This is a genomic window from Yoonia maritima, assembly GCF_043641945.1.
Taxonomy (GTDB): Bacteria; Pseudomonadota; Alphaproteobacteria; order Rhodobacterales; family Rhodobacteraceae; genus Yoonia; species Yoonia maritima_B.
Genome location: NZ_JBHZRX010000016.1, coordinates 1 through 1,019 on the forward strand (window position 1 = coordinate 1; position 1,019 = coordinate 1,019).

Genomic DNA, 1,019 nt, shown 5'->3' on the forward strand with positions numbered 1-1,019 from the left:
GCTCGATTTGATCGTGTTCAATCCCCAAGACTCATCGTGCAAGCCAGAAACAGAACCCAAATTGTCGATCTCATAGGGAAGTCACATTGCAGTGTCTGCGTGTGGCATGGATGAAAGCTTTTGGCAGGAGTGGCGCAGGTCTACTGCAGTTATGCGTTCTGCTTGTATCTGCTTTTCAAATGTCATCGGAGACAGTAGGCATCCTAATCTTTTAAGGTTTGGGACAAAACATGGCGCAAAATGCCACCATTTATAAAGTTGAACTTTCAGTCTCCGACATGGATCGTCACTATTACGAGACCCATAAGCTGACGATAGCTAAGCATCCCTCAGAGACGGATGAACGGCTGATGGTGCGCATTGTCGCGTTTGCACTAAATGCACATGAGCATTTGGAAATGACGAAAGGCCTTTCAACAGATGATGAACCAGATATCTGGCAGAAAAGCCTGAGCGGAGAGCTTGATGTGTGGGTGGCCCTGGGACTTCCAAGCGAGAAGGTGATGCGCCAATCGTGTGGTAAAGCCGAAAAGGTGATTGTCTATCCCTATGGCGGCAGGACTGCTGATATTTGGTGGGACAAGATCAAAAACAGCACCACCCGTTTTGATAATCTTCAGGTGATAAATTTTTCCGAGACCGACACGGGCGCACTAACAAAACTGGCAAGCCGCGCGATGAAGCTACAGATTAATATTCAAGACGGCGATGTGATGGTCAGTGTTGGTGATGAGGTAGTTTACGTTACCCCGGTAAAATGGAAGAGTGCTCCGTAATTCACGATTGCGCGCTGTCAAGACGGACTTGAGTTGCTTAGTGGTTGGCACCTCAGTCAGATGCGGCTCGCCAATGTCCGCGTCGGGTAAACTGCACCGCAGCGCCGAACCATGTGATCAACGGCAGCTTTGGGCCGGGCGCGACGGTGAATTGATTGACCGTCGCTAGATTGGGTGCCGCACCACCGCAAAGGCTGCTTTGGAACCACTTTCCCTGCTGCGGCAGTTTGCATGAAAGTCGGC

Annotated in this window: 2 protein-coding genes; one reads left to right on the forward strand and one right to left on the reverse strand. The window is 50.2% G+C overall.

The genetic code is table 11. The features are described from left to right. Positions 1-230 precede the first annotated feature (230 nt). Complete coding sequence (locus ACHUEV_RS17845) at positions 231-776, forward strand: YaeQ family protein (RefSeq protein WP_394182292.1); 546 nt, start codon at positions 231-233, stop codon at positions 774-776. Between the two features lie 52 nt (positions 777-828). Here the strand turns inward: ACHUEV_RS17845 and ACHUEV_RS17850 are convergent. Beyond that, positions 829-1,019: hypothetical protein (locus tag ACHUEV_RS17850; RefSeq protein WP_394182294.1), on the reverse strand; the 191-nt coding region annotated here is incomplete at its 5' end.

Bases quoted from the DNA above. Each gene is read 5' to 3' on its own strand.
- ACHUEV_RS17845 (WP_394182292.1), top strand. From the start codon at position 231: ATGGCGCAAAATGCCACCATTTATAAAGTTGAACTTTCAGTCTCCGAC.